Below are 22,124 nucleotides of genomic sequence, written 5' to 3'. Positions count from 1 at the left end.
GTTTTCTTATCTGTTATGACATTTACAATTGAGATACTAAATCTTTTTTAAATACATCTTGGTGTAATTGACTATTATTAATTATTTCAACAATAGGATTTACCGCCTCTGTAGAAAAAGTTATTTTCTTACTACCTTTAATACTATCTACTGTTTCAAGCCAGATATATTCACTAAAGCCCTCACATAGAACAGACAAATCAGGCTCGTTAATTTTAAAGTTGGCATTACTTACCCAACCCAAATATGCGATCACTTGCTTTAGTTGTACATTATTAAATTTGTAATTAGTTTTACTTTTTACTGCAACTTCAATATTAGAAAGACTAACACGATCTTTATCATTAACAATCTCACCTACAATTTTGTATAATGGCTTACCTTCATTAGTCGTGATTTTTCCTATTTCACCAGCTGAAATTGCATTTAATATAATGTTAAACACACCATCATCATTTTTATCAATTTCCACATCGGTTTCCGATAAAATATTATCTTTTCCATTGAATCCATAAACTTTATTTTGCAGTGGATTCAAAATCAAAACTTCACGCGGGTTTATTTCAAACATTTCAGGCATCAGTTTTGACCATATTTCCATAAATTCCTTACTTTTTTCATTTGCCTTTAATTGAAGGAACCTATTGAAATCACTTGTTGATTTATTAGCCTGTTCATTTTTTCCTGACATACGGTAATAAATATTACCTTTGTATATTTTACTCTCTTTAGCATCTAATACAGGCACGATTACTTGATTGCTTTTTTCTATTAATATGTAGTAATAAGTACGAGTACTGATTTTAAACTTTTGAAGTTCAACCAATATTGTGGTTTTAACAATTTTTTCAATCGCTTGGCTCACATCATTTAAATCAATTTTATCTAAGATTTCAATAACACTAGAATCCAAACCATTATCTTCATAGATACCTAAAGCTTTATTCTCTTTGATACCAAGTAAAACTATTCCACCATCTGAATTTGCAAAAGAAATAATATCTTTTGCAAAATTCATTAAAAACATTTCATGCGGTTTTTTACTCTCCGATAGATTCATTGTAACTTTGTAATCAAGATGATTATTTTCGTTAGGAAAATCACCATTATCTTTGATGTTTTTTATTATTCTTTCTACTTTAGATTTCAAATACTTCATAATTTCTCAACCCAACATATTGTCATAACAACTTATTATATTAACAACTTGCCCGAATTTGTTCTTTGAACATGAGCCCGTATTTATCTCGCAATAATATAAAAATCTCTATAAATCAGATACATTTTTAGTTATTAATCCCGATAATAATCACAAAATCGGGCACTTGCGGAACATAAGACAGCCATAGCTTTACTTTAAAAAACTCAACGCGCGGCAAGTAGATTCCCTATCGCCCTCGCGGGCATTCACTGTAGGGAATGACGGCTGTTGTTTGGGTGTATGGGTTATCTGAAAGAATGAGCTTAGGAACATAGGACAGCCATATCTTTATTTTAAAAACTCAACGCGCGGCAAGTAGATTCCCTATCGCCCTCGCGGGCATTAAAACAATCGTGTCCCATTTCAGTCCCATTTGAAAAAATATCACAACGATTAAATATTCACCAAATTAATATGTCATTTATTAACAATCTCGCATAACATTTGTAAGTTGTTATTTCTTAATAAAATAGAGTGACAACCCAATTATTCTGGATTAGGATAATTGCCATTAGTCGGGGGGCGTTAAGCTGAGATCACTGTAATAGTGGGACCCGTTGAACCTGAACCAGTTAGCACTGGCGGAGGGAACTAACTATCAACGGATTACCAACGTTAATAGATGCAAGCTAAGTCATAACTGCACACATTTACCGCAGTTTACACTTCGATCCGCTTGATACTTGTTCCTGATGCTAGCGCGTAAGGAATGAAGTATGTCACACACCTTATCATCACATCACACAACGACGCCTATTGTATTGACCATTGCCGGATCAGACAGTGGCGGCGGCGCGGGTATTCAAGCTGATATTAAAGCTATTTCAGCAACAGGCAGTTATGCTTGCTCGGTTATTACGGCGATTACCGCCCAAAATACGCAAGGCGTTAGCGGCATACTAGCCATTCCTCTTGATATGGTTGAGCAACAGCTGGACGCCGTATTCAGCGATTTAAATATTCAAGCCGTCAAAATTGGCATGCTCGCCGACAGTGATATTATTCGACTGGTTGCTGCAAAAATTCGTCATTACAAACCACCATTTTTAGTCATTGATCCAGTAATGGTAGCCACCAGTGGTGATGTATTATTACAACAACACGCCATTACCACCCTCAAAACAGAATTACTGCCACTGGCTGATATTATTACCCCTAACTTGCCAGAAGCTGCAGCATTAACGGGGTTAGACATTCCACAATCACTGGTTGATATGCAATCGATGATCAGCGCATTACGAAATATTAATCCTCATGCCATATTACTCAAAGGTGGGCATTTAGAACAAAGTAGTGATAGCACTGATTTACTGATTCTCGCGACTGATGTTATTGAACTCACCACCCCTCGTATTAACACCAACAATACTCACGGTACAGGTTGTACCCTGTCTGCGGCTATCGCGTCTTATTTAGCCCAAGGAAATGATCTTACAACAGCAACAACCTTGGCTAAACGCTACATTACTGCTGCTATAACTGCCGCTGATGAACTCAATATCGGTCATGGTCACGGTCCTGTGAATCACTTTTTTGCAGGTCATCATCATGTGCGATGATCTGGAAATCACCATTACTAATGGCAGTTTACGCTATCACTCAAATATTGCTGATCATCAAAGCATCCCTGTAATTAAGGATCTGAATTTAACCATTGCTGCGAATAAATGGACTTGCCTAGTCGGTAAAAGTGGCTGTGGCAAAAGTACTTTAATTAAATTCTTAGCCGGATTACTCAATGAACGGACAGAATGGCAAGGGCAGCTAAATATTTCAGATAATCAGCCTTTAACGGGACGAGTCGCTTATATGGCGCAACAAGATCTGTTATTGCCTTGGTTAACGGTATTAGACAATGTTTGTATTAGCAGTAAGTTCGGTCATCACGATTCAATACCCAATTTAAAACAACGGGCAATGACATTATTAGAACAGGTTGGTTTAGCCGATAAACATCAACTACTACCACAACAATTATCGGGTGGTATGCGCCAGCGAGTCGCCCTTGCGAGAACACTGTTACAAGACCAACCGATTGTATTGATGGATGAACCTTTCTCCGCATTGGATGCCGTCACCCGTTATCGCTTGCAAGATCTATTTGTAAACTTACTCAAGCATAAAACCGTGGTGCTGATAACCCATGATCCTCAAGAAGCGATTCGATTAAGTGATCAACTGTATATTTTGCAAGGCGAGCCCGCTTTTGCAACGGCGTTATCGTTACCCGCATCATTACCACCGCGACGTTTTGACGCCGATTCAGCCAGCCACCAGCAACGTATTTTTGACATATTGGCACACGATCATGACTGATATTACCCATTTAATCGCTACCAAATCGCCGCGTCAACAACGACACCCACAGCGTGAACTTGCAACACCGTTACGATTACTGATCAGTATTAGCGTGCTACTTGGATTATGGCAACTCACCGTGATGGTGTTTCACTTACCGAGCTTTATTTTACCACCACCATTGGCTGTAGCGCAGCGGTTAGTCTCCCGCTATGACGTTCTGTTAAGTAATACTTGGGTGACCAGCCAAGAGATCATTCTAGGGCTAATTCTCGGTTTATCATTAGGGTTATTTTTTGCCTTACAAATGCTGCTCTTTAAGCCCGTTAAGCGATGGTTATTACCATTATTGATTGCCAGTCAAGCCATTCCTGTGTTTGCTATCGCTCCGGTATTAATGCTGTGGTTAGGCTATGGCATTGGTTCAAAAGTAGTAATGGCAGCGTTAATTATCTTTTTCCCTGTCACCACATGCTGCTATGACGGCTTACGTAATACCCCTACAGGTTACCTTGAATTATCAGCCACCATGGGCGCGACCAAATGGCAACAACTTAAATATATTCGCTTTCCTGCTGCTTTACCGGCACTAGCTTCTGGCATTCGAGTCGCGGTGGTTATTGCTCCGATTGGCGCAGTCGCTGGCGAATGGGTGGGCGCGAGCGAAGGCTTAGGTTATTTAATGCTGCAAGCTAATGCACGGATGATGATTGATGAAATGTTTGCAGCGCTATTTATTTTATCGTTGTTATCAATATCGCTGTATTTCGTTACCGATAAATTCTTAAAGCGCTTTATTCCATGGCAACTGTCTTAACAGACTGACGCTTTACCTAATACCTAATACCTAATACCTAATACCTAATACCTAATACCTAATTTTAGACTCACTCTTTAAAGGATTTACTGTGAAACGTATCTTGTTAATCACGACAACAATGCTAATGTTGTTTGGCTTCTCAGTCAGTGCCGATGCAACAACTGTTCCTCAAAAACTGACTAAAATAAGCCTAATGCTTGATTGGTTTGTTAACCCAAATCATGGCCCAATTATTATTGCCCATGAACGCGGGTATTTTAAACAGCATGGAATCGAGGTTGATATTCAGCAACCTGCCGATCCATCTTTACCACCGAAATTAGTCGCCGCCAATAAAATCGATCTTGCCGTTTCTTATCAACCCAATTTAACCATTGATGTCGCTGCTGGTTTACCTTTAATTAAAACCGCCACTCTAATTGCGACACCGCTTAATACATTGATGGTATTAAAGAAAAGTGGTATCTCTGATTTATCTCAATTAAAAGGTAAAACCATTGGTATTTCAGTTGCAGGTAACGAAGATGCAACCATTGGCACCATGCTGGCTGATCACGATGTGAAATTAAGTGATGTCAATATCGTCAATGTCGGCTGGGCGCTGTCGTCTTCATTAGCTTCAGGCAAAGTGGATGCTATTTGGGGCGGATTACGTAACTTTGAAACTAACCAATTAGCGTTAGAAGGCTACCCTACTACGTCGTTTTTTCCAGAAGAAAATGGCATACCTAGTTATGATGAATTGATCTTTGTTGCTAATAGCAAACATTATAACCGCCAAGCGATCACCGCCTTTAATGCCGCTATAACTCAAGCAACAACGTATATCATCAATCACCCGCAAGCAGCGTGGCAACAATTTATTCAATACGCACCTGATACTTTAGATAACAAGCTCAACCATCAAGCGTGGAATGACACCCTAACTCGATTTGCACTACGTCCTGCGGCGGTCGATCTTAAACGTTACGATGATTACGCTCAGTTCTTATTTACTCACCACGTTATAACTCAACAACCTCAAGCCAAAAATTATATTGGCAGCTTCTAAGGAGAGATCTCATGACATACCAAGATTTAATTGATGCTTGCCAACCACAATGGACCACCTATACCCAGCATCCATTTGTGATCCAACTTGGACAAGGCACACTGCCTCACCATTGTTTTATGCATTATTTAAAGCAAGATTTTTTGTTTCTAAAACAATATGCTCGTGCTTATGCGTTAGCCATTTATAAAGCCCGTACCTTAGCTGATATGCGTCGTGCTCTGCCAAGTGTGGCTGCTTTATTGGATCATGAAATTGCCCACCATATTGACTACTGTTGCGCTTGGCATTTAACCGAGCAAGATATGGAACAAGAGCCAGAAGATGTCGCTACAGTCGCTTACACGCGTTATGTGCTAGATGCTGGTATGCAGGGGGATATTATTGATTTATACGTTGCTCTTGCTCCCTGTGCGATTGGTTATGCTGAAATTGGTAACTTGCTAGCTAATGATACAAAAACCGTCTTTGACAACAATCCTTACCACAGTTGGATTGCGTTATATAGCGGTGAAGAATATCAACAAGGTGTTGTTACAGCGACGGTATATCTTAATAATCTCCTCGCAGAAATTCCGCTATGCAGCCACCGTGGTCAGCAATTAATTCAGACCTTTAAAGTCGCAACAGAAATGGAAATCGCCTTCTGGCAACAAGGACTCAATATCGAAACGGTTAACAATCAATTAGGTGCTGTCAACAATGCATAATCCATCACAGCAAGCCCTTAACGTAGACTCTTTGACCCAACATATTATCTCAGCACTGGCGCAAGTGAGAGAACAAAAACCACTCGTGGTTAATATTACGAATTACGTGGTGATGAATAATACGGCTAATGCTTTATTAGCGATTGGAGCATCCCCCATTATGGCGCATTCACGTCAAGAAATGGCTGAGATGATGCACATTGCAGGATCATTAGTGATCAATATTGGCACCCTTGATAACGAATGGATTGAACGGATGCTATTTGCTGTTGAACAAGCAAATGCTAATAACAAACCGATTGTATTAGATCCCGTTGGCTGTGGCGCGAGTGTATTACGCACTCAAACCGCTCGCACTCTAGCAGCAAAAGCCAATAATCTAATTATTCGTGGTAACGCATCTGAAATCATTGCCCTTGCAGGTGAAGCCAGCCAAACCAAAGGGGTAGATGCGCTTGATAGCAGTGACACCGCATTAGCCGCTGCTCATGCGTTAGTCACGCAATACCACGCCAATGTTGTTATCTCAGGTGAAGTTGACTATGTAGTGACAGCATCACAAACCATCCGTCTTAGCAATGGTCATCACATGATGCCTTATGTTACCGGCATGGGCTGTTCATTAACCGCATTAACAGGTGCATTTGCCGCTATTGGTGAAACATCAGGGCTAGCAGCCACCGCAATCTATGCCATTGTCGGTGAAATCGCCGCCGAGCAATCAACAGGGCCTGCCACTTTGCAGCTCAATATTATTGATGGTTTATATCACATCAGTGCCGAGCAAATTCAACAGCGACTAAATATGGCAATGGTAGCGTGATGATAACTAACAATCACAATCCTTATTTATTGTATTTAGTTACCGACGATCAGCAAAGCCTAACCACCCTTGAACATGTTGTTCGTGAAGCCGTCGCGGGTGGTGTGACTATGGTACAAATTCGTGAAAAACATGGTGATGTACGGGCTTTTATTGAGCGAGCTCAAACCGTCAAAGCAATTCTGCAACACGCTTATATGACAACGGGTCGTCATATTCCATTGATCATTAATGATCGGGTTGATGTTGCTTTAGCGGTGGATGCTGATGGGGTTCATTTAGGTCAAACGGATATACCAGTGACTATAGCACGACAACTATTAGGAAAAGATAAACTGCTTGGGCTATCGATTGAAACAGAGCAACAACTTATCGACTGTGCCAACCTACCCATTGATTATATTGGACTTAGTGCTATTTTTGCCACAACTACTAAAACCAATCTAATCACCCATTGGGGATTGAACGGTTTACAACGTGCAGCGGCGATGTGTCCATTTCCGATAGTAGCGATTGGTGGCATTAATCACTCTAATTTAACTGAAGTGATGGCAGCAGGTGCCGATGGGGTCGCGATTGTTTCAGCAATCAGTCATGCCGACGATCCGCGTCAGGCGGCGATGGCTATCACCTCTTTACTTAACGATAACTACTAGACTTTTATATAAAAAATGGGCTGAAAACATCAGCCCATTTAAATGTATTTATTCCGTTTAGTGTTTGCGTCTAAACAGACCTAATCCTAATAGAGATAACAAACTAAAGATCCCCAAAGAACCACCAGAACCATCGTTTGGCGGTGTGATCACTTCTGATTTAAAGCCATCACGTTTGGTCACATTAACATCAATTGTCTGCATGGCATCTGTAACAACGGCTTTTGTTGTCGAACGTGTTAATGAAAGCGTAAAGGTATAGTTACCCGCTTTTAAGCCGTTAACATCAAACATTATGGTTTGCGCACCATCTTGCTGTAACGCTACCTTAGGTAAAGAAACTTGCGTCATATTTTCAGGGGTTGGCGAAATTGCAATAGTAGCAATATCTCTTGCTTGTGCAGTTGCTGGTAAAGTATATGGCACTGATAGGCGACTACCATCAAGCAACATTTGTAATGGTACTTCACCCGCTTGGTTATAACGGTATGCTAAAGATAAAATCGCAGGATCATGATCTGATGAACGGTATGCATCAGCGCTATATAATAAATCGGCATTACCACCTTTATACTCTTCGTTATAATCAAATAACGTTGATTCAGCGGCATTGATATGCCAATCCGTTGCATCTAAAACATGATCTTTGAGCGATGGACTGACAAGAATATGATCTAATGAACCAATTTCATCATTATATGAGTAACTATAACCAGCATATTCTTTATTTTCACTCATCATTTCTACAGCATTAATATAACCATAGCTATTAGTAACAACACCACCTTCTGAACCAAACTGTGGGATCTTACCAATAAAGGTATCACGTGCTGCTTTTAGTGTTTTACCTGTTGGGTTGTTAGTTAAAACCAACAATGCATCTTCTTGTCCGTAAGAGTTTAAATCACCAAGAATGACCCGATCTCCACCCCATTTTTCCATTTGCTTACCAATCTCATATGCAGCAGCAACACGGAAATTTTCACAAGAACCTTGGAAATCGTCATCTTTTACTTTGCCTTTCACAGAATCAAAATTTTCCCACGTTTCCCAACCTTGCCAATCTTCCCAACATGTCGACCCTTTTGATTTAAGGTGGTTAACACCGACAGTTAAACGTTTACCAGTATTATTAACAATAAAAGATGCAGCTAACATATCGCGTTGGTAGTTTTTACCACTTTCACGCACCATGCCTTTACTATCAACTAATGCGATACCATTTTTATCCGTAATAATCGGCGCCTGTTGGGATGGCATTAATACTTGTTTCACTTTTTCTAACGATACACGTGCAGGACGGTATAACATACCTGAAGTAATCGCATCACCACCGAAGGTATCTAATTCATCAACAATCGTATCACCATTAGAATCAATACCAATAAAGGCATAACGATTATCGATATGATCAGGCTTTCCTTGATCACTTGGATTTTCACGATCGTACTTTAAGTTAACTGTTTTCACTAAACGAGAGATAGCACCAGCACTGCCATAACCATTATTTTCAATTTCCATTAAACCGATAATGTCAGCGTCTAAACCATAAATAGCTTCAACAATTTTCGCTTGTTGGCGTTCAAATTCAGATTCGCTATCCGCACCACGATTACTTGATAACGGATTATCATCACCACCAAATGGTGAGTTAAAGTAATTCAATACATTTAGCGTTGCTAAACGAACATCAAAACTGTGATGTTCTGTTTTATCATTCACCTCTGGTGTGTCTTGGCGAGGTTGATGCCTAATCACATCAGCCGCTGTGATCGTATTCTGCGCAATTAAACGGAAATTGTTTTTAGAGTAACTAAGAACCCCTTCTAAACCCACAATACTATCGTTAATTCGTAATGGATTATTTACAGGATCTTCTGTAAAATCAGGATAAAAAGGAATTACACCATCGGCAGCTTTACTATCCGTTTCAACATATAAACGGCGATCATTATTATCGTTTGCTTGCTGTTTTGATGTATCACTACCTGCAACATTATGTTGGTTAGGTTGGAAATTTGGACGCTCAAACGCTAATACTAGATTATTGCGGTAAGTGCTGTAATCAAAACTGAACGTACGAGAAATACGCATCGTTTGATCATCTTCTTGTTCTAGAACAATGTCAGCAGGTAAACGAACTAACACACCTTCGTGACGCTCTAATGTTGCTTGGAAACTATCACCATCTGCCGGTATTTTAACTAAATCTATTGCAGCAGGTTTTCCAGCATTTGCATTAACAACTTCCCACAAATCATCCGTTGCAACCACTTTGGTCATGCCATAGTCTTCTTCAACAAAACCACGCACACAAATTTCTTGACCAACCAGATCTGTATTTGGCAGTTTATTAGTCTGAATAAAGACACCATTCGATGTAGTATTTACACCATCATCATCAAATAAATAAAAGCCTTTCTCTAATCCAGTTGTAACTGCACTCACTACACCAGTAACGAGGTATTCTGCATCACTCTTATATTTGCCATCAGCAATAAGTGGTGAACGATAGGAATCACCCTGAACTTCACCTATAAGTTTACGGCTTATTCCTTCGGCATCAGTACAAGGTAAAACCTTGTCAGGCTGAGTTGCTAATGTCGCATCCCCTAAACCAGAAAAATCATCTTTTGGTAAAGAAACCCAATTTTCACCATTGTAAATAGACTGTGGGGCTACAGCTGTCTCAACCCGGCGGAAAGTCGTATCTTTACCCCAATCACTACCACCAACACCTATAATATCGTGAATATCAGTCTTACTCGTTCCTAAATAAATCGCATCATCACCAGTAAAGTTTAATGAATTATATTTCACTTCATCATACGTTCCAGCAACAACATAAGACGATTTATTAGCAATAACCGCATTCTTTAATTCTTGACTAGCATCACCATGAATAACAACAATGGCTTTTCCTGCTGGAACAGTTAGCCCTTGAATAACAGATGAACCATCAGCTTTTTGAACATCATTCTGATGTTTACCACCATCATAATAGAGCTTAATATTATCAGCAAAGGTATAATCCGTATCACCAATATTTGTTATTTCTATCGCTTTATTATTTGACGAACCTTCAACATATTCAGAAATAAATACGTTGTTAATACTCGCATAACTTGAAGAGCTAATAGCAGCACCAACCGCTAACGCTAATAAAGAGAGTGATTTATTTTTCATTATTATAGTTCCCTTTAATTAGAAATATAGACGAGCATAAGCATAAGCATCTTGAGCTGCCTCACCTGCATTAGCTTCTAATACTATTATTGTTGATGGTGTTGGTTGATAATTAACACCGACCGTCACCCATGAACGCTCTTTACCCCAAGAAGTTTTCTTACCATCCCAATAAGGGCTTTCTTGATCCCAGTGTTCATAAGCTTCAATATTTGCAGAACCCGTAACATCCCAATGCTTATTGATTTGATACTTTGCTGAAACTAATGCCCCATAATGCTCAACGGTTTGATAATCGTTATATATTGCAACAATATTCTCAGGATCTGTGGCATCAATAACTGTTTTCTCTTGAGCAATATCTTCTTGCTCAATAAAGCCATTAGCACCAACCGATAAATAATCAGTTACACGGTAACGTAACCCGATACCAAGTAAGCGTTGCTCACCATATTTAGAGCTACTATCAGCACCACCTCTACCTTCTAAACCAATAACAGCAGAGAAATCATCCCCAAAATAGCCAGCATAACCGTTAACAATATCGCCTAAATTTGCACCAGATGACGATGTAGAACCGTATGAATAGGATGCGCCGACCTTAAATTTATTAAACTTTCCTTCGTATTTAATCGTTGCATCTTGATCGCCAGCCTCACCCGTTTCGACTGTGGTATCAAAAGTAAAATCACCCCAACGATCATAATCATCAAATGCAGTGTCAGTTAAACCCGCTTCAATATAACCATAAGAGCCAAGTTCATAACCTAAATACAATTTATCTATAGCAAGTTCCATATCACCAGTCGCATATTTCCAGTTTTCACGTTGATAATCAAGCTCTAAACGGAAATGCATTTTATCTTTTTGACCTTTAACACCTAGCGTAGCAAAAGAATCATCTATATAAGATTTATCGTCATAAAATTCACCATATTCATAATTAGCACCAACATGACCACCGACACCAACTTCACCATACAGTTGAATATTATCACCATTATCAGCTTCATAAATCGTTACAGCAGATGCTATATTTGATGTAAATAAACTTAATAGAGCACATGAAAGTAATGTTCTTTTGCTCACTAAAATATCCATATTTTCTTCTTGTATTATTAATAAAGTGCAATAAATTATTCCGCACATTAATTTAAATAACAAAAAACTCAATATGTAATATATAATTTTGTGACATCATGATTATTTATAATTGACAGAATTCCATCACTGAATTTAACTTTATATAATAAGAAATAGAATATACTAATATAACATTTTATATATTCCGCTTTATCCTTATAAAATAAAAAAATTCCTGATTACCACCGAGACTCAGCCAGCGTTAATAATTTCTCTGGCATCGGTGGTGATTTTGCACCACATTTAATTAGCGTATTGAATATATCTTCAACTCGAAACCGATAATTAAATCGAAAACAGAATTCACCAAGATAACGAGGAATATGCTTTTCTCTAATTGCTTGATATGTCCCTTTTATCGAATTTTTAACGTTACCAATCATGGTATCGACCCAATAAAATGCAGCTTCATATTGGTGAAGTTCTTTACCATTTTTTGGTAATGAACCATGAATAATATCTGCTGCTAACAGACCATTAAAACAGGGTAAACCATCTGATATGACTAACGTTTTTTCTTGTAAATGCTTTTTAGCCCAATCTGTAATTTCTTGTTTTTTAAAACAAGAAACAACACTTAGCCGCATATAAATAGGATGACCTTCTTCATTCAAAGAGATCGCTGATACAAAAGGTGTTTTACCTTTGGCACCACGTCCTCGCTTTCCTTTTTGTTTACCTCCAATATATGCATCATCCAATTGCACGATATTGCCTAACTTTCGATTATCATCATGCTCTTTCATCACTTGCATGAGCTTATGTTTTATTCGCCATGCTGCGTTATAAGAAACCCCTAATTTACGCTTTAGCTCTAATGCTGAAATACTGTTTTTATCTTGTGTGATGAGATAAATAGCTAAAAACCAAGTAGTTAACGGTAATTTTGAATGGGAAAATAAAGTACCTGCCGTCAATGATGTCTGATGGTGACACTTATTACATTGATATAATGACCGCGATTTAAGTTCACAATAACTTTTAGAAGCACAGGTAGGGCAAACGTAACCATTTTTCCATCGAATATTAAATAAACGCTCTCTACATTGAATTTCTGTCCCATACATTTGCATAAATTCGGGTATAGAAAAGCCTTTCTGAAATTGGATTGAATTCTTAGGCATAACGTCACTCCTATACTTCAATATCTTAAAGTATAGGAGATAATTTAACAGTGGCTGTTAAATAGTGGTAATCAGGTTCCGTTAAGTCAATTCGACCTAACACCCTAACACAAGGGTTTAAGCCGTTGGGTAGTCGGTCGATGCTAAAGGAATGCTTTGCTCCTTTACGGCTTTTGAAACTGACTTCTGCGAAATTTTCATTAAGACGTAAGCCTCGCTTTTTATCAGCAGCAAGTGCTTTATTTTTTTTAATTACCGCGCGAAGTGTGACATAAGCATCCAACGTGCCATTATCAGAAACGATGGAATTGTACGCTCGTTCAGATTCAGCTTGTTCTCTCTCTACCTGTGCTTTGATTGATGGACGGAGGTTTCGCCATTTTCCGTTATTGTCTTTAAACGTATCACTTTTAATACGCTCAACGGCAAGGTTATAAGAACGACGGTAGAGCGCTAAAGCATCAAAGTAAGCTGATTCATTTTCGGGATAAAACCTAATCTTTTTCGATGCGATCACTTTTGCATCTTTCAGCGGATCGTTTTCCGTAGTGACTGTTGCAGAATGAGGTAATGAAACCAATAAGCTCTGCTGTATCGAATGATTCAGTGGTGTCATTCGGGTCATCCAAAATTTCGATTCGTCCATCCGATAATTCAACGAGTCTCTTGATAAGCTCGAATCCAGATCTGGCGAGTCTATCTTTTGAGGCAACCACAACATGGATTGAATGTTCGAGCATTGCGGATTCCAATAGGGTTTGCAGTCCTTTTCGTTTAAAATTGAAAGCAGAGGCAATATCACTGATAAATTCTGCGTCAGGATACCGTTCGAGCAAGATACGCTGTTAGATTGTTGTTTGCTTGAACTGACTCTCACATAGCATATCCTCCTTTGTTGGGTAATAAAAACGCGGTTGTGACCGCCCTCGGTTAGCTTAACTTTATCGTAACAGCCGCTTTCTATTCTTCGTCTGATAGTTTGCGTTGTTACACCCTCAATACGGGCTAATATCGTTGTTGAAACCCACAGATAAAAAACCTTGAAGCACATTTATACTATTAAATGTAGCGCAATAATTGAAACATTGATCATGCTTGATGTTGCGTTGGTTGCTTATTTTTCTAACTGTTTAAGATAACCATCCACACAAACTGAACCCCAACACCACTATTGCATAAATTATCACTATAAAAGCCAACTTAGTCATATAAGTGTACTTTACTCATTGTAATAATAAAAAGTATGCATTTTTATTATTACGGCATCACTCAATCTAACAATGAAACCTTATTTTGATGAACAAAAATCATTATCGATTGCGGTAGTTTGTGATAGCCTAATTCCATACTTATAAAGATAACGAGTAACCCTCATGAAAATTTTCAGTAACTTCGAAAGCGGTAGCATCAATGTTGTTAAAGCAGACAGCAAAGACGACATTCAACTTAGTATTCCTAACGATAACCAATCTGAACTTCACCAATGGTTTCACTTTCGTTTAGAGTCAGAAGCTCAACAGCCACATACTATTAAGTTATTAGATTTGGCTAACTCAGCCTACCCTGAAGGCTGGAACGGCTATGATGTTGTAGCCTCTTATGATCGTGAAGAGTGGTTCCGTATTCCTTCAGAGTTTGATGGTGACACATTAACCTTTACTGTTATTCCTGAAAATGAATCCATGTATTTTGCTTACTTTGCACCGTACAGTTACGATCGTCATCAAGATCTATTGCACCTTGCACAAAGCCATTACAACTGCCGCCTAGAAACATTAGGTCATACGCTTGATAATCGCGATGTAAGCCTATTAGTGATAGGTGATGAACACACCGCTGATAGCGAAGAAGCACCAAAGAAAAAGATTTGGGTTATAGCGCGTCAGCATCCAGGTGAAACCATGGCAGAGTGGTTTGTTGAAGGCTTAGTACAACGCTTGTTAGATGAAACTGACACCGTCGGTCGTGCTCTATTAAACAAAGCAGTATTCTATATTGTACCAAACATGAACCCAGACGGCAGCGCACGCGGCCACCTACGCTTAAATGCAATCGGTGTAAACCTTAACCGCGAGTGGCAAACACCGTCACTAGAAAATAGCCCTGAAGTATTCTACGTACGTGAGAAAATGCTAGCAACAGGCGTGGATATGTTCCTTGATATTCACGGCGATGAAGCAATTCCATTTAACTTCGTTGCAGGTTCAGAAGGCATTCCATCATACGATTCTCGCCTTGAAAATCTTGAAAATAAATTCAAACAAGCGCTATTAACTGTAACGCCTGAATTCCAAGACGAACACGGCTACGGCAAAGATAAGCCAGGCGAAGCTAACCTAACAGTGGCATCAAACTGGGTTGCAGAGCAATTTAACTGCTTGTCTTACACTGTTGAAATGCCATTTAAAGATCATAATAAACATCCAGATAGCCTATACGGCTGGTCTCCTGAGCGTAGTATTGGCTTTGGCCATGACACACTAGCAGCAGTACTTGCTGTTACTGATGATCTTCGTTAATACTGATTCTCTATAAGCACCAAGCTAGCGGCCACCTTTTTAGGTGGTCGTTTTTTATTCAAAATAATGAATAAAAACACAAAAGCCTTAAGTGAGTAACTTAAGGCTTTTTTAGTGTTAAAACTAGCAAGTGGCGACAAAGTGGCGACAGGTAATTTTTAACCTCAATTAATCGCCAGCACATTTATGGACAGAAATGACTTAGAATTCGGACTCTAACCAAATTGATATAGATTAAGAAAATAGAGTAAAGTGGCCAAATTGACTTAGCCACTACATAGGGAACACTCTTAAATATTCTGTTAGCTTTGAAAATATCGCTTGATTCTAATCAAAAATGGATACGCTAATCTAAGATCTTGCTCAAAGTTATTTAGCTCTTGATATAAATTTAATATCAACGTACGAATAATCTTTCTATATTCATTGTCATTATCGCCAAACTCCTTATTTAAGAGCTTGATTCTAATTATTTCAATATCTTTCGATAATAAGTATATTTTCCAAAATCTATCTCTTCCACCTTTTTTTAAATACTTTACTAACTTTGGTCCTTCTATTTCAAATAGGTGAGAGTTGTGAATTGGTAACACAAGATATGTATCAACTCCTGATATAGACAAACCTTTAACTCCTCTATATTCAAAAGTACCCGAAAAAAGCATATCTGAATTTGGCATATTTTTTGCTGAAGACAAATGATACCAACTTAATTTAAAGTCTCTGCGGAATAAGTCGATAAGGGTGATTGATTCTAAATCGTTTTTTATTTTTTCAATTAAAAGACTAGATAAAAAGCCAAACAAAAAACTCAAAATAATTTTAATATCCATAAAAATCCAATGGTTGAATTTACCTTCAAAAAGATAATATTAATAAGCATTCTTACTTTTTTACTGTTTTCTGACTAAAAAATCCGAGCCATTATGCTTAAACATTACATTGAAAATCATGACTCTATAACATTTATTTGAATAAAAGATCAATAAATGAATACCTACTTAATCAGCAAGATTGTAATACTTATTACAATCAATCCAAATCACGTTAATAAGATATAAATAAGTATTTGATCTAACCGATTTTGGGGTAGAAACAAGTTAGAACATAAAATAAACTATAAATTTCAGTTTTTCATTTCTCCAAATCCTCCTGCAGCCCGCGCCAATACTGGCGTTGTGTGTTTAGTGAGAAAACAACCGTGATCATTAGTTTGTCAAAAAACGCCACGGAAAACACACACCTTTCAATAATATCAATAACTTAACAATAAAACGAGATCATTAAACGTGATCATTAAACTGAAAAAAGGTGTAATTTAGATCATTCATTGAAATTTTATTTAAGGCTCTGAATGGCATTTTAAGCGTATCACTCAAGCTGCCAAGCCCCGCTATTACTGGGGCTTGCGCGTTAATTTGCTACAGTTCTACACGGCCAGAACTGCGAAAAATAAAACTGTAAAAATTTCTAGATCGTAAAGCCCGCAGGTGGGGAGGAGTAGTGCGGTTTCCGTGGGGTTTACGTCACCGTGATAGATTCCGTGAGGGGCTGTGCGCTTCGTGGTTGGGTTGGTGCTTGTTGTTCCATACCTTATCGACAGGCATAAAAAAACGCCCGTGTGTGGGCGTTGAGGTGGGTATTATTGGGGCGGTTTATTTAGTGATTGGATCTAATCGTTGTTTTAATTTTGTTGATGCATCGCCATGGCCTGTGATGCCGTCATTTTGAATTGGTGGTGATGTTGCCGCACCTGTCTCGGGGCTACTATGAGTATGGCTAGCTAAGGTACTTGATAACTCTGTGACCACTTGCATTAGATCACTGAGTAAACTCAACACATTTTCTTTTTCAGAACCTACCCATGTTTTAGGGCTTTGATAGCTTTGTGATTCAGAAGCTAACACCTTACGCACTTTGCACTGCAGCGAGGCAAGCACATCGGTTTCATCAACAAAGTTACCGTCTTGGTCTACTAACTGGTAAACCCCTTTACGATTTTGATAACGGCTTTCGCCGGCTTTTATTCCTGGTAGTTTAAATCCAAGTGGCAGCACGCAACGAATAAAGGGTTTATCCGGTTGGCCAAAGATAAATCCTATCTCAACAATGGCACCAATCGCAGGCGGTTCTAACCTGCCAGCATGATCACCTAATCCCGGCACGGGTAATGGCACGGCTAATAACGGGGCTTTGTCTTTATATTCCACGCCCTTTTCATCGAGCAACACAATATCAACTGCGTAATGTGGATAGAAGCGATCAGATAAATCGCCCTCGTTTGGCAGCTCGGGTAACGCGACTACTTTACCCCAACGCGGCAAATGCCATTTACCCGTTAGCTCTGGAAACAAGCGATAGATAATCCGCCTTATTGTGTTTTCCATGTAAGCTTTGCCTCCGTATCTGAAAACTCAACCGCTGATAACCGCAAGCCATTAACGACAACACCGGGCTTTAACTTGGGTATGGCTGGCACTTGTACTGATTTGGTGGCAGTTTGGCCCGTCATTAATTGAGCAGGTATGGTGATGGGTTTATTTGACCAATAAGAATCGGCCCAACTTCCCACGTAAATTTGGCCGTTGCCTTGTTGCTGCCAGAATAGATCATCAATGCTAAATGCTTGGGCTAATTCATCCATGATGCGATAGCCGTTACCGTCTGAATAAAAACACGGTATAGCTGTTTTACTGTAGGCGCGTTCCGGTGCCACAAATTGCAATCCGGTTTTATCGGTGACTTCACCAAGCAGCTGCATTAGTGTGGGGTGGCGCATCATTACATTTAATGGCTTGAACAAGATGGCGGATAATTCACGACAGAAGATAACGGACCAACCATTATCGGCAGGTTGTACCCGTTCGATATAACCTAAGAACACACGGCTAATGGCATCGCCCCAACCTAAATCAACTGCAACAATGGTATTAACGTTGGGGCTACCTTCAACGGTGATGGTGCATCGTCCGGGGGTGTTTTCATTAAAGACGATACGATGACTTTTTGTTTTAACTTTTGCCGCACCCAAATAGGCGCGGCAAAGGAATTTACTATTAATGTCTTTATTCATGCGAGTTGGTTATCAATCCGTTTTAATACGCCCATGACTCCGGTTAGTTCGACGGCAGTATCTGGCGGCACATCATCATTTTGTGCGGTGCTAGTTACTGGCGTGGTTTCCCCTTGCACTTTTTGTTGTGCGGCAGGTTTATCCGGTTGGCGTTGTTCCTTACGTTCCGGCACTGATAAATGCTCTATTAATTCAAAGGCCACTTGCCATTGTCTTAAATTGGCTTGTTCATCTGATCGAATCGTTCCTTGGAATTTCACTTGGCGAATCTTTAGGGTTTCCGCTGTACGGTTACTTATGCGGAAAACATGGCGGGCACCGTTATCTTGGGTATCTGCCATGCTGAATATATTCGTTAATAATGTTGATTGGTTAAATGGGATGATGCCAGAAATTGCCAGCACCTTGCCTTTGGTTCCTGTTTCCGCTTGGTCGGTCGCTGACGATTGGCCGGACATATCCTTTCCGGCCAATTGTTGACGGACACTAATGCGCAGGTTTTTTAGTGGGAGTTGATTTCCGTCTAGGGTTAGCATTTTATATATATCTTAATGAATATAAAGAGTCAGAACTAACATACATGTTAGGTAAATATCTAACATCAATTGATTTTTGTATTGAACCAACCCGCACTAATACAGTATCAACTGAAAATACAAGACTTATACCAATAAACCCATTTTGAACATTTTGAACAATTTCAAAATCTTCATCATATATATTAGCAATTAGAGAACTGTTTCTTTTAAATATAGCTATTTTCCTAGAATCACTTAAAACATCAGATAATGAAATTATATTATCTCTTGAATCAGAAACATTTACGTTAAATGTTAATTCACAACCAGATGTTATAACCTCACCACTTAGACCCGTCCCATTCAACGAACCAAATTTAGTGACATTTCTATTTAAAAGTTTAACACCTGAAAAGTTAAAGTTATCATTATTAACACCAACATCCGAACAAACACCAACGATAGCTAAACCAGAAGGGATTTTACAATTTGAAGGAATGAAAAAAGAATTATAATCAAGCCCATCTTCACGCTTATAGTTAATTAGCCCATTAAAAACCACATCATCAACCTCTCCAAAATATGACAGCTTGTTAACACCTCCAACAGGCCCCTGCAATCCACCAACAGATAATATTGTATTATCTGTTGGATTATCCAAAACAATAGGGAAATAAATATCTTGCGTTATTTCAGCTGACCGATCACCCGTCAATACACTACTAAATTCAGACTCTTGGCGATACCATATGGCTCTTGATTTACTAATACTGTCATAATAATTAGATGTGGACAAACCTGCTAAATCATAACTATTTTTCAAAACATGTACATTTAATAGTGGGATAGCCATATTCCGCCCAGCCATCTGATAAAATAAACGACTTAAATGTACTCCATCAGGTGCAATATCATGAACTTTATAGTAACGACTAGATTTACATGAATAATAATAATTATCGACCAAATCTACATTCATTATTTCAGCAACTTTTCTTTGAGTTTCAATAAAAGCTGGCATTCTTTTCATCATGAATTCTTGACCAGATTCAATTGGAGCGATAATCGTCGGTGTGACAATTACTGGTATTTTTCCATAACTTCTTGTTATATTAATAAAATCAATTAAATTTTCACGATATTCATTTTCGTCTGATTGATATGAGTTACAATCATTTAAACAATGATTTGAATATATAATTGACGCATTAGATTTTGCTATACGTTCTGCATAAGTTCCATTACCTCCATCAGTTCCATTTAATAACTTCTTTAATGTTGTTGCTGGTATTGCACAATTATTAACTTCAACTTGATTAGGATAAATTAAATTTAATGCTTTCTCCAAAGATACGGCGGAATTCTCACTATCTTGTGATAACGTATTGAATGGAATCGATCCCCACGCGGTAGAATCACCATAAATATCAACAATAACTTCATGACCATCCGCTAATTTATTAGCTAAAAAACTAGCTCTTTTATATTTTGAATATCTATTAAAATCTAATGAGCTTATATCCGTTTTTATTCTTGTAATTTCATTTGATACGTCTTCGTTATTAGATTTCAATCTTAAGTCCCCCGCACTACCATCTTGAAACACCTGCGCAATCTTGCACACAAAGTGGTTCACGCCTTGGGCATCGGTGTAATCACCTTTTTCTTCTGCAGCAACAACAAAGGTATATTTTGTTTGCCATTCGCCTGTTGGTGAACCTTCGCGGAATGCATCTACATAAATGAAGACTGGTTTTTCTGGTACCTGAATGATGCGATCAAACTCAAGGCTAATGCGATGGCCTGACACATAACCCGCACCCGCTTTAATGCTATAAGCACTAGATTGTGGCGTAACAATAAAGCCATCATCAATAAACCAATCTTTACCGTTTTGGTCGATGATCGCTTGCGCGGTGTCGTTATCCATTTTTGACATGCGCTTGTGAGCATCATATTGCCAGCTTGATGGATCAACCGTGATATTGGTTGTTTCGGCAATGCCTTTATATTCCAGCACGAAAGAACGCACTAAGGTATTACCCGTGATGCCCGGCGCATCGACGGTTTTATCGACTGGCGGTGGAAAGTTAATGGCAACAAGTACATTGTGTTCAGAACAAAATAAACCCGACCAGTTAAATGAGAACGGGCCAACATTACTTGCCAGCGTAGTGGAATAAATCACGGAATTTTCAGTTAAGCGGCCTTGCTCATGTACTTCAGATTCATGCACCACATGTTCAGTTGGCACAACATCACCACGGTTTGGGAACGCGGGGCGATTGGGCACATTGGCAAAAATAAACTTATCGATCACCAATACTTTATTTTCAGCCTGCATTTGGGCAATTAACGCCTCACCTGCTTTGGTAGTAATAACGGTTGCTGTATTGCTCATTGTTTCATCCTTGATTATGCGCGGCTTGTTGCCACTACGCATTCAAAATCCATATCCATTATGTTTGGGCTGGGTAGCACCATCACTTCAAGTTTTGTTGTTGCCACGGCAATCTGCTGATCACCATCTAATACATTAGGGTTAGCCATAATCGGCATTTCTAAATAAGTGCTGTATTGGTAGCGGCGACAGGTTCGTCCATACTGGCGACACATTTCATCCAATAAACCCGGAATGCTACTTAAATCACCGTCGCTGATTTTTAAGGTAATTACATCCCAATCAACATGGCTTAGACGTTCATCAATGGTGATGTGCGCATAGCTCAATTTTTCAAACATGTCATACCAGCCAGCCACCGAACCCGCGCCACTGGCGAACTGGTACGCAAACGTCACACGAATGCGGTAAATAGTTTCTGGCTCTTTGGCTAATCGCTGCACATCACGTTGCCATGCTAATAAGTCAACAATGCCAATTGGTGCGGTCATTGGGTCTAATTGCTTTAATGGCAATTCCAATACCGTTTTAACCCGTTGCCAATATCCGTGGAAAACTAACGCTAACTTTGCCAGCTCACCACGGCCCATCCAAAACGGTA

General features: G+C 39.0%; 19 protein-coding genes, 1 pseudogene and 1 riboswitch. Of the genes and pseudogenes, 8 read left to right on the top strand and 12 right to left on the bottom strand.

Features of this window, described 5'->3' with window-relative positions:
* Positions 1–22 precede the first annotated feature (22 nt).
* Positions 23–1,159: an ATP-binding protein gene (locus tag OC457_RS14335; RefSeq protein ID WP_096777823.1), complete on the bottom strand. Its 1,137-nt coding sequence runs from the start codon at positions 1,157–1,159 to the stop codon at positions 23–25.
* Between the two features lie 548 nt (positions 1,160–1,707).
* Positions 1,708–1,808: riboswitch (TPP riboswitch) on the top strand.
* A gap of 109 nt (positions 1,809–1,917) precedes the next feature.
* Between OC457_RS14335 and thiD the strand changes: the two genes are divergently transcribed.
* From thiD to thiE, 7 genes and pseudogenes are all read left to right on the top strand, one after another.
* Positions 1,918–2,760, top strand: coding sequence for a bifunctional hydroxymethylpyrimidine kinase/phosphomethylpyrimidine kinase (thiD, locus tag OC457_RS14330; RefSeq protein WP_080174019.1), 843 nt, complete (start codon positions 1,918–1,920; stop codon positions 2,758–2,760).
* Positions 2,750–3,517 carry an ABC transporter ATP-binding protein gene (locus OC457_RS14325; RefSeq protein WP_080174018.1) on the top strand — a complete coding sequence of 256 codons (768 nt, stop codon included), beginning with the start codon at positions 2,750–2,752 and terminating at the stop codon, positions 3,515–3,517. The genes thiD and OC457_RS14325 overlap by 11 nt, the downstream gene beginning before the upstream one ends.
* 70 nt (positions 3,518–3,587) lie before the next feature.
* Positions 3,588–4,316: pseudogene (locus tag OC457_RS14320) on the top strand (ABC transporter permease); the annotation flags it as partial.
* Positions 4,317–4,443: 127 nt separating this feature from the next.
* Positions 4,444–5,370, top strand: coding sequence for an ABC transporter substrate-binding protein (locus OC457_RS14315; protein WP_235866919.1), 927 nt, complete (start codon positions 4,444–4,446; stop codon positions 5,368–5,370).
* 11 nt (positions 5,371–5,381) lie between these two features.
* Complete coding sequence (gene tenA, locus OC457_RS14310) at positions 5,382–6,080, top strand: thiaminase II (RefSeq protein ID WP_080174016.1); 699 nt, start codon at positions 5,382–5,384, stop codon at positions 6,078–6,080.
* Positions 6,073–6,903 (top strand): hydroxyethylthiazole kinase, encoded by an 831-nt coding sequence (thiM, locus tag OC457_RS14305; RefSeq protein WP_080174015.1) that lies wholly within the window; start codon positions 6,073–6,075, stop codon positions 6,901–6,903. The genes tenA and thiM overlap by 8 nt, the downstream gene beginning before the upstream one ends.
* Entirely contained in the window at positions 6,903–7,559 is a 657-nt protein-coding gene (gene thiE, locus OC457_RS14300; protein WP_080174014.1) for a thiamine phosphate synthase, read from the top strand. The genes thiM and thiE overlap by 1 nt, the downstream gene beginning before the upstream one ends.
* A gap of 57 nt (positions 7,560–7,616) precedes the next feature.
* Here thiE and OC457_RS14295 read toward each other — a convergent pair whose 3' ends face one another.
* The 5 genes from OC457_RS14295 to OC457_RS20920 form a co-directional block, all read right to left on the bottom strand.
* Positions 7,617–10,745, bottom strand: coding sequence for an ExeM/NucH family extracellular endonuclease (locus tag OC457_RS14295; protein ID WP_080174013.1), 3,129 nt, complete (start codon positions 10,743–10,745; stop codon positions 7,617–7,619).
* Between the two features lie 18 nt (positions 10,746–10,763).
* On the bottom strand, positions 10,764–11,834 hold the full coding sequence (locus OC457_RS14290; protein WP_080174202.1) for a hypothetical protein: 1,071 nt from the start codon (positions 11,832–11,834) through the stop codon (positions 10,764–10,766).
* Between the two features lie 233 nt (positions 11,835–12,067).
* The gene (locus OC457_RS14285; RefSeq protein WP_262054083.1) at positions 12,068–13,012 is read right to left on the bottom strand and encodes an IS1595-like element ISPma1 family transposase; all 945 of its coding nucleotides are present in this window, start codon (positions 13,010–13,012) and stop codon (positions 12,068–12,070) included.
* Positions 13,013–13,037: 25 nt separating this feature from the next.
* Positions 13,038–13,529, bottom strand: a complete 492-nt coding sequence (locus OC457_RS14280) for a hypothetical protein (protein WP_080173705.1) — start codon at positions 13,527–13,529, stop codon at positions 13,038–13,040.
* The gene (locus OC457_RS20920) at positions 13,507–13,848 is read right to left on the bottom strand and encodes a recombinase family protein (RefSeq protein ID WP_159447838.1); all 342 of its coding nucleotides are present in this window, start codon (positions 13,846–13,848) and stop codon (positions 13,507–13,509) included. The genes OC457_RS14280 and OC457_RS20920 overlap by 23 nt, the downstream gene beginning before the upstream one ends.
* A gap of 537 nt (positions 13,849–14,385) precedes the next feature.
* Here OC457_RS20920 and OC457_RS14275 point away from each other — a divergent pair.
* Positions 14,386–15,531: a M14 family metallopeptidase gene (locus tag OC457_RS14275; protein ID WP_080173707.1), complete on the top strand. Its 1,146-nt coding sequence runs from the start codon at positions 14,386–14,388 to the stop codon at positions 15,529–15,531.
* 302 nt (positions 15,532–15,833) lie between these two features.
* Here OC457_RS14275 and OC457_RS14270 read toward each other — a convergent pair whose 3' ends face one another.
* The 6 genes from OC457_RS14270 to OC457_RS14245 form a co-directional block, all read right to left on the bottom strand.
* On the bottom strand, positions 15,834–16,364 hold the full coding sequence (locus OC457_RS14270; RefSeq protein WP_080173709.1) for a hypothetical protein: 531 nt from the start codon (positions 16,362–16,364) through the stop codon (positions 15,834–15,836).
* An 822-nt stretch (positions 16,365–17,186) separates the two neighbouring features.
* Positions 17,187–17,918, bottom strand: a complete 732-nt coding sequence (locus OC457_RS14265) for a hypothetical protein (protein WP_080173711.1) — start codon at positions 17,916–17,918, stop codon at positions 17,187–17,189.
* Positions 17,903–18,604, bottom strand: coding sequence for a hypothetical protein (locus OC457_RS14260; protein WP_080173712.1), 702 nt, complete (start codon positions 18,602–18,604; stop codon positions 17,903–17,905). The genes OC457_RS14265 and OC457_RS14260 overlap by 16 nt, the downstream gene beginning before the upstream one ends.
* Positions 18,601–19,140, bottom strand: coding sequence for a baseplate complex protein (locus OC457_RS14255; RefSeq protein ID WP_080173714.1), 540 nt, complete (start codon positions 19,138–19,140; stop codon positions 18,601–18,603). Before OC457_RS14255 ends, OC457_RS14260 begins: the two co-directional genes overlap by 4 nt.
* A 1-nt stretch (position 19,141) precedes the next feature.
* Complete coding sequence (locus OC457_RS14250) at positions 19,142–21,523, bottom strand: phage tail-collar fiber domain-containing protein (protein WP_080173716.1); 2,382 nt, start codon at positions 21,521–21,523, stop codon at positions 19,142–19,144.
* 14 nt (positions 21,524–21,537) lie between these two features.
* On the bottom strand, positions 21,538–22,113 hold the full coding sequence (locus OC457_RS14245; protein WP_080173997.1) for a phage tail protein: 576 nt from the start codon (positions 22,111–22,113) through the stop codon (positions 21,538–21,540).
* Positions 22,114–22,124: the final 11 nt, after the last annotated feature.

The organism is Photobacterium toruni (assembly GCF_024529955.1).
Lineage (GTDB): Bacteria > Pseudomonadota > Gammaproteobacteria > Enterobacterales > Vibrionaceae > Photobacterium > Photobacterium toruni.
This window is presented reverse-complemented; position numbering and strand designations above follow the sequence as displayed.